This window comes from Candidatus Hakubella thermalkaliphila, from assembly GCF_013281975.1.
Taxonomy (GTDB): domain Bacteria; phylum Actinomycetota; class Humimicrobiia; order Hakubellales; family Hakubellaceae; genus Hakubella; species Hakubella thermalkaliphila.
This window is the reverse complement of sequence record NZ_BLRZ01000086.1, coordinates 1-8,434: the sequence shown is the minus strand read 5'-3', so window position 1 is coordinate 8,434 and position 8,434 is coordinate 1. Positions and strand designations below refer to the sequence as shown.

At 51.5% G+C, this 8,434-nt stretch carries 5 protein-coding genes; 2 read left to right on the top strand and 3 right to left on the bottom strand.

Features of this window, described 5'->3' with window-relative positions; all coding sequences use genetic code 11:
• The first annotated feature begins 57 nt into the window (after nucleotides 1-57).
• Both HW443_RS08120 and HW443_RS08115 read left to right on the top strand, forming a co-directional pair.
• A complete protein-coding gene (locus tag HW443_RS08120) occupies nucleotides 58-5,892 on the top strand; it encodes an Ig-like domain-containing protein (protein ID WP_176238049.1) in 5,835 nt (1,944 codons plus the stop codon).
• A gap of 51 nt (nucleotides 5,893-5,943) precedes the next feature.
• Nucleotides 5,944-6,153: a hypothetical protein gene (locus HW443_RS08115; RefSeq protein ID WP_176235225.1), complete on the top strand. Its 210-nt coding sequence runs from the start codon at nucleotides 5,944-5,946 to the stop codon at nucleotides 6,151-6,153.
• Between the two features lie 83 nt (nucleotides 6,154-6,236).
• Here HW443_RS08115 and HW443_RS08110 read toward each other — a convergent pair whose 3' ends face one another.
• From HW443_RS08110 to HW443_RS13020, 3 genes are all read right to left on the bottom strand, one after another.
• Complete coding sequence (locus HW443_RS08110) at nucleotides 6,237-7,082, bottom strand: hypothetical protein (protein WP_176235226.1); 846 nt, start codon at nucleotides 7,080-7,082, stop codon at nucleotides 6,237-6,239.
• A gap of 23 nt (nucleotides 7,083-7,105) precedes the next feature.
• Nucleotides 7,106-8,194, bottom strand: coding sequence for a DUF4338 domain-containing protein (locus tag HW443_RS08105; RefSeq protein WP_258190482.1), 1,089 nt, complete (start codon nucleotides 8,192-8,194; stop codon nucleotides 7,106-7,108).
• Nucleotides 8,185-8,434, bottom strand: a 250-nt coding sequence (locus HW443_RS13020) for a hypothetical protein (protein ID WP_219857232.1), incomplete at its 5' end; no start/stop codon positions are given. The genes HW443_RS13020 and HW443_RS08105, both read right to left, overlap by 10 nt.

Genomic DNA, 8,434 nt, shown 5'->3' with positions numbered 1-8,434 from the left:
TAGGCGATAGCCGGACCTCGTTCTCCCAGAACCGGCCTCAGGACAGGAGTTTGCTTGATGGCGCAACATAGGTCATCCTGGTGTAGTTGCGGAATTCTCAGATTAGCGCTTTTGCCCGGTATTGCTTTGGTGGCTTTGATTTCTCTGGCTGGCTGCGCCAGGCCGCTGGCCCCATCTCCCCAAATTATCTACAGTTGGCCGGAGGACGGGGCCAAGGAGATACCTCTTGATTCGTCCCTAGAAATCACTTTCGAACGAAAGCTGGACCATCAGAGTGCGGAAAGCTCCTTTTATGTAAATCCTGAAGTGAAAGGAGAGTTTGACTGGTCCGGTGACACTCTGAGATTTGTTCCTGGTGAGGAGGGATTGGGTCAGGGTGAAAAGTACACCGTGAAGATATCCAAGGGAGCCGAGGATTCGAGGGGTAACAATCTGGCTTCCGATTACGTCTTTAGCTTCTCCACCATAGACCCAGTAGAGGTAGTTCTGGTGAGTCCTCAGCAAGTAGGTCAGAGGGATGACAGCATAACCATCATGTTCAACCAGCCCATGGTCTCTCTGGGCATGGTCAAAAATGTAAAAGGGGAGAATTTCGGGGTCACCATCCGGCCCGAGATAAAAGGGGAGTTCAGTTGGCTGGGTACCTCCATCCTGACCTTCCGGCCCGAGGATCACCTTCCCCTTGCCACCCAGTACAAAGTGACGGTCCCTAAAGGGATTAAATCTATTGCCAACGCCTCTATGCCAGAACAGTTTCAATGGTCATTTACCTCTCTGGTACCCCAGGTCATAGGGGTTACTCCGGAGGATGGAAACAGCTTTGCCGGGCTCAGGTCCAGGATCAAGGTGGATTTTAATCAGCCTATGGATACCGACTCGGTGGAAGCAGGATTTTCCATGACTCTGGAAGATGGACGAAAGTTAAGAGGAGAGTTTCAATGGAGTGAGGACAAAAGCTCCTTTATCTTTATTCCCACAAGAGGCCTGGGCTATGACGCCCTCCACATAGGGCGCATTAGTAAAGGAGTCATGGGGGCCGAGGGCCACATCGGGTTGCAGGAGGATTTCATCTGGAGGTTTAAAACCGTGGGTGATCCGTCTCTGGCCTACTCCAACCCGCCTAATGGAAGTATAGTCAAAGATATCTCTTACGTGGAGATAGGATTCACCAGCCCCATGGATGTAGAGTCTGTGGAGCGTAACCTCAAGATTGTGCCGGAGGCGAAGAATCCCTATCTGGAGTGGTCGGAGAATGGCACCATCCTGTACATCTATGCCCAGTATCAGCCCCTGACTACTTACACCATAACCATCTCCGCAAAGAGTCAAGACGTATTCCGGCAGCTTCTGGGGCGTGATTATCAGATAAATTTCAGTGTGGCCGAGCCGACTCCCCTCCCACCCAGCATTCGCATAAACCGGGAAGGCAATTTCGGCCTCCTCCGCTCCCAGGGAGTACAGGCACTATATCTGAGCACCATCAATGCCTCGAGGGTAGATCTGGCTCTCCACCGGGCGAACCTCAGCCAGTTCCTGAACTTTCTGGGCCTGGACTATGAGGGCTGGAACACCTACCGGCCACAAGATCTTCAACTGATGAAGACCTGGTCCATGGAACAAGAACCCCGGCTCAATCTGGAAGAAAAGGTCAAGGTTGAGCTGACCCAGGAGAGTGAAGAGAAAATCAAGCCCGGTTTCTACTACCTGGAAGTAACCCTTCCGGGTGGCGAGCGAGATGGCATGCCTCTGGTGGTCAGCGATCTCTCGCTGACCCTGAAGAGGGACAGGAACGGCGTGTTGGTCTGGGCCGTGAGAAGCCAGGACGGCGAGGCAGTGGAAGATGCGAAGGTGGAAGTCTATTCTCCGAATGGGCAGCTTATAGGCCAGGGTCTTACTGATACCAGGGGTATCTCCAGGATTGAAGTAGGATCCGGTCAGGATGAGGTACTGGGGGTCTTCCTCCAGGAGGGAGATCAGATAGGATTCGTGACCTCGGACTGGTCCTATGGCATCGAGCCCTATTATTTTGATATACCCCTCACCTGGGAGACTCATGACTATCAGGCCCACATCTTTACCGATAGACCCATCTACAGGCCATCTCAAAGTGTTTACTATAAGGGAATAGTTAGGATTGATGACGATAAGATCTACCGTCTGCCCCCGGCCGGTAAAGAAGTAACTCTATCCATAATAGACAGTCTGGGAAATACGATAGAAGAAAACACCCATACCTTAAACGCTCAGGGGAGCTTCTCTGGCTCCCTGATGCTGGGTCAGGACATTAATCTGGGCTGGTACAGTCTGGTTCTGGACATTGATGGTGAGTCCTTTTACCAGTCTTTCCAGGTGCAGGAATACCGAAAGCCGGATTTCAGCGTGGAGGTAAAGGCTGATCGGGATGACTATTACAACAAGGAAAGGATCAGAGCAACTATCGATGCCAACTATTACTTTGGCGCTCCCCTCTCCAATGGCCCGGTGGAATGGCAATTGGGCAAGGAAGACTACTTTTTCTTCTATAAAGACGATCCCTCCTACGATTTTGTGGATTATTTTGAGTACTTCTTTGGGGACTGGGAGGAGCGTTACTGGCCTGAGCCGGTTAAGACCGGAAAGGGTTCCACCGACCAAAAAGGTAGATTCGTTGTGGATACGCCTGTCAATATTGACGAGGATAAGGTAAGCCAGATATTTACTCTGGAAGCCACGGTAATGGACTCTAACAATCAGGCCATCACCGGAAGGGATGAGGTGATTGTGCACAAGGGCAGGTTTTATATCGGCCTCAAACCCGCAGAGTACGTATCCACGGAAAAAGAGCCAACTGCTGTGGACATCATAACCGTAAACCCCTCTGGCCAACTGGTGGGGTCCAAGAAATTGGAAATCAGCGTGTATCAGCGAGAGTGGGTTACGGTCAAAAAGCAGGATGAGCTGGGGCAATTCTACTACATATCCCAGCCCCAGGACACTTTCATCTCCTCTTTCCAGACTGTGACCGATAGTACTGGGAAGGCTAAAGTGAAATTTGTTCCCGATAAGGGAGGTTTCTACCATGTGGTGGCCAAAGGCCGGGATGAGGCCGGTAATAAAGTCACCAGCGCCACCGGCGTCTGGGTGAGTTCGGAAGAATATGTGAGCTGGTACCGGCCCAACGACAACAGCATAGAGATCCTGGCCGACAAGAAAGAGTACCAGACTGGAGAGACGGCCCGGGTTCTGATAACCTCACCGTATCAAAACGCCAAAGCCCTTCTGACCGTGGAGAGAGGCAAGATCATCGACTACCGGGTGATCGACATCACCAGCACCTCTCAGGAGGTGGAGATACCCATTAAGGAAGGGTACAGTCCCAACGTGTTTATCTCCGTGAGCCTTTTTAAGGCAGCAGAAGACCAGACGCTCCCCGATTTCCGCATCGGCTATACCGAACTTAAAGTTGATGTCAGCAAGAAGTTACTCTCGGTGGCCATCAAGACGGACAAAAAGACCTATGGCCCCGGGGATACAGTTACCGTAAAGGTGAAGGCCACTGACTTCAAGGGTCAGGGAGTGGAAAGTGAGCTCGCCCTGTCCATCGTGGATGTGGCCGTACTCTCTCTGGCTCCGGACAGATCAGCTCAGATAACCGACAGTTTTTACGATCAGGCCACCCTGGGAGTCACTACAGCTCAATCTCAGATGGTCTCTCTGGAACGGATCAACCGCTACATTGAGGAAAATAGAAAGGGAGGAGATGGTGGAGAGGCGGTCTTCACCACCCGCACCGTCTTCAGGGATACGGCTTTCTGGGAGGCCCATCTCTTGACCGATGAAAAGGGCGAGGCGATGGTCACCTTTAAGCTGCCCGATTCTCTGACTACCTGGCAGATATCCGCCGTGGCCGCTTCTTCAGATACTCTGGTGGGAGCAAGCAAGTCGGAGATCATCACTACCAAGGAGTTTTTGATCCGGCCCATCGTTCCCAGATTTGTGGTTATGGGGGACGAAGTAATGCTGGGAGCGGTAGTCCATAATTATTCTCCTGGTGAGATCACTGCCACTGTGGAATTGAAGGCACAAGGTTTTGCCCTGAACTCCCCTTCCTCGGCCAAAGTTAAGATACCTTCCAATGGCAGCGAGACTGTTTTCTGGAAGGGAAAAGTGGAGGATGTGGAGAGGGTAAGGATGACTTTTGCCGCCAGGTCCGAGGCTGATAACCTGAGCGATGCTGTGGAGATGAGCATTGAAGCGCTGAATCAGATTACCCCTGAAGTTGTAGCTGCTTCCGGAGAGCTGGAATATACAGCTCTGCAAAAGATACTGGTGAGTGAAGACGCTGTGGAGGGAGTGGGCGATCTGGAGATAAGGACGTACGCCACCCCTCTGGCGGGGATACAGAGGGGCCTGGACTATCTGGCTGAGTTTCCCTACGGGTGTATTGAACAGATAGTATCCAGCTTCTTACCCCAGGTGAAGCTGAAGAGACTTCTGGATGTGACCGGATTGAAGCTGGAAGGCTTTGATCCGGATGAGCTTGAGCCTATGGTAGACCAGGGGCTGCAGGAGATATACGCCCAGCAGCGCTATGATGGAGGTTGGGGATGGTGGCCCCAGAATGAGAGCGATCCCTATATCTCGGCCTACGTTCTGCTCGGCCTGATTGAGGCCCAGAAAGCTGGATATGCCGTAAGTCAGGAGGCCATCGACCGTGGAATAAGTTCTGTGCAGGAATCCCTCTACCGGACAACTTCGGAGGAAAGGCAGGTGGACGAAGATACCAGAGCTTTCCTGTTGTATGTCCTTACTCTGGCCGATGCCGGAGATCTGGGGCTCACCCAATCGTTGTTCTATCGGAGGGATCAGCTCAGCCTATCTGCTAAGGGCTATCTTCTGATGACCCTGCAGGACTTCCTGAATCAGGGTCGGATCGAGGCAGCCACACAAGCAAATCTCCAAAGCCAGGTGAAGGAGATTTTGGCCGACTTAAAGGATGTAGTTCGTCTGTCTTCTACTGGATCCCACTGGGAGGAGGCTAAAGGAGACTACTGGTCCATGAACACCAACCTCAGGACTACTGCTATAATTTTGGATGCCCTGATCAAGACCGATCCAGAAGATCCCCTCATTGCCTCTACCATCCGATGGCTTGTAGGTTCAAGAAAAGAAGGCAGATGGTCTACTACTCAGGAAACGGTGTGGAGTTTGATAAGTCTTATTGATGCCTACACCTATCAGTCCTTGGAAACTCCTGACTACTGGTATCAGGTGGCTCTGGATGGCCGTCGGGTCCTGTCCGGAAGAGTGAGCAAAAGTGAGCTGCTTGAGGAGAGAGAGCTCAAAATAGCTCTGGACAGACTGGCCAGAGGGAAGCCAATGGATGTGCTCTTCACCAAGGATGGAGCGGGAAAGATGTACTATGATCTCATCCTGCGTTACTTCCTTCCTGCAGAGGACATTCTTCCCCTATCACGAGGGGTAGGCATAGAGAGACGTTACTTCAGTGCCATAGAGCAAGAGGAGAAAACTTCCATAAGCAGCATCAAGGCTGGCCAGACCGTGAAAATCAGGCTCACTCTTTATGTGCCCCAGGACCTGCACTACCTTATCATTGAGGATTTCTTGCCTGCTGGCCTGGAGGTAATCAATCCGGAGTTCTTGACCTCCGGAACCTATTTCGAAATGGAGAAAAAAGAGGAAGAGCAGACCCTTTACTTCTCCCATCGGGACATTCGGGATGACCGGGTGGCTCTTTTCGTGGATTACCTCCCCAAAGGGGTCTATCAGTTTACCTATCTGGCCAGAGCAACTCAGCCCGGAAAGTTCCATGTTCTGCCCGCCCGGGCCTGGGAGATGTACTTCCCTGATGTCTTCGGGCGGAGTGTGGGGGAGATCTTTGAAGTGGAATGACGAGGTCGTTATGGATAAGGGCAGGTAAGAATACTGGTTCACAGATACAAAGTGGAAACAGTCATAGACATGCACGAAATAGGAGAGGTTGATCCCAATACTGCTGCCAGGTTCTGTGGGTTGAGTGTGCGGCGGTTCATGGCCGAGTTGGAAAGACGGGGGATCAAACTTTCCCTCACTTCCGAGATGTACGCCGAATCTTCGAAAAAGCTGGGCGAGATATTAAGTGATGAGTCTCTGATTGGGTGGACAGGGAAGTAGAGTCTGTGACAGTTAATGTCTGAACTCAAGCCGTGCTTGTCCTCCCCGGTTGTTGCATCCGTGCCCTGTTTGTCTTCAGCGCCCTACGGTCCACCATTCAGACGCTCGCAAACTTCTCGCTCACGATTACGCCTTTGCTCGACACCACCGCATGCTGGCTTTGATGGGTCTACGACAAGTCTCGCCCTCAATAAGGGACATTGCTCTGGCCTATGGGCATTGCAAAACTCTCTCTTGAAGTAAATCAACACTAAATGCACCCACCAATGATCAACCTCATCAGGAGCCAACCTCTTGGCAATATCGCCATAGCCAGTTTCTCGAAGCAAGTCCTGACAGTTTATTGTCGGGGCCAGTGCTTCTAACTGTCTCCGCATTAGTTCATAGCCCTTGTCTGAGGGATTAGTCGCAAAGCCCAGGCAAGGCGCCAACAAATTTCTCATTCCAGAATCGACAACGATCACTCCAGAGTGGTAGCCTCGGATATAGAGAACGCTGGCTTGAGCTACTTTGTACCCTGCCCCCCAGATTTCCTTACGGAGCAGTTCGATGAATTCATCATTGCTGAGTCGTGCTAGCTCTTCCTGACGCTCCTCATATCTCTCACAGAACCTTTGCACTGATTGCCAGAATCGCCATCGAGTGTCCTTTAGGCCAAGTGGAGCCAGTATCGTCTTGAATTCACCCTCGCTTAGCCGCGTTAGCTTGTCATACCCAATCTCGCACAGCTTGTTAGTTACGTGCTGGTAGGTTTGGATTGTTCGATACGCAACGCGAGCACTGAGACCACAGAGCAAGATCTTTAGACGCCAATCCTTGATATGGCGTGACCACCACTGATTGTCCCAGTAGTTCAACTTTACGAGTCGTCGTACTGCTTCTGTTGAGGCGGATATCTGAAGGACTTCCTCAAACCTTGCCGCATCCATTTACAATTCATCCTGGCGGTTGCTTAAGGCTCGATGGCCTGAGTAATCAGACGCCAGGTATCACCTCTCTTCCAAGCACGAAATTGAGGCCGTCGCTTTGACCGTGGCAGTAGCCACCGCTCTATGCACGCATCTGCAATTTCCTTCACCGTAGGGCGTTCAAGAATTGCGTCGTCATCCTCACCAAGTAGATATTCGCGCCAGTTTTCAGTCAGAGGTACTCCGTACACTTCACGCCGTATTCCGTGGCGCATGACGTTTCCGTCCAATCCGATACGCTCTAGAGCTTCTCTTGCTACTCGAAGACGCCAATTGGGTCCATCGCCATAGCGATAGCCGGAAGCATATTTATGGCCTCCCAGCTCTAACAATCGCCTCATCTGATTGAAAATCGAGTCTGGTACCTGAAAGTGGCCCCAACCATTTGTCGTCCCCAAGCGATGAAACTCAATCAACCCGGGCAGTCTTAGACGATTGTAGAGAGACGAGTGGCCCAGTGCCGAAGTTGTGGTAACCAACACCAACTTAGCTCTCTTCAGTTTCCCACTAATAATGCCTCGCTTCAGACCGTATCGTCGCTCAAAGTGTTGACTGACCTCACCAGAGCCGATCAGCGCAGCCACAAGCTTACCACCGATGAGCTGGGAATACGGCGGTACAGCGCCTATCACGAACGCATCCATTACGTTGACAAGTCTCTCCTCTCGATCGCGAACTGTCCATCCAATCCAGTTGTCTCGTGGGCTAAGGTTGAAAACAGGGCTGCCCAGCGCAAGGAGTCCTATTAGCTTCTGGTTCGAACGATCACGCACCAGAAACCGCATGCGACGGCCAAAGCCTCGGGATACCGGGACAGACCATAGCAAGGCGGCGATGCGGAATAGATTGGCCTCTTCGGTGTCAGGGTCAACTAGGACCAACTCGGGATCAATCGCCTCAACTCCAACCTCGCTGCCTTCAGCGAAGTGATTCAGCAGACGCTGTCCATGGTCGCCCACCATCTTGGCCTCGCGTTGGGCGGTCTCCCGGCGATGTGCGGCGTGAATAGTCCTGATCTGATTTTTGGATAGCCTTGAGTTGGACTCACCAGCCTCTGAGTTGTTTAGGCCAATCGCGTCAATGTGATCAAGAACCGAATATAAAACTCATACAACCATACCCTTTTTCCTTCTATCCGTCTTATACCATCACACTCCACAACGAGACCCTCTCCCAGGCTACTTGGACAACATAGCTCACACAACAGCGATTTGCTTTCATCGTCATTTTTTTCAACCTCCATGATCCAACTCTGAGTATCATACACCCATCTGTAGGCATCCACATGTAAATACAATCTACCAAAATAACTT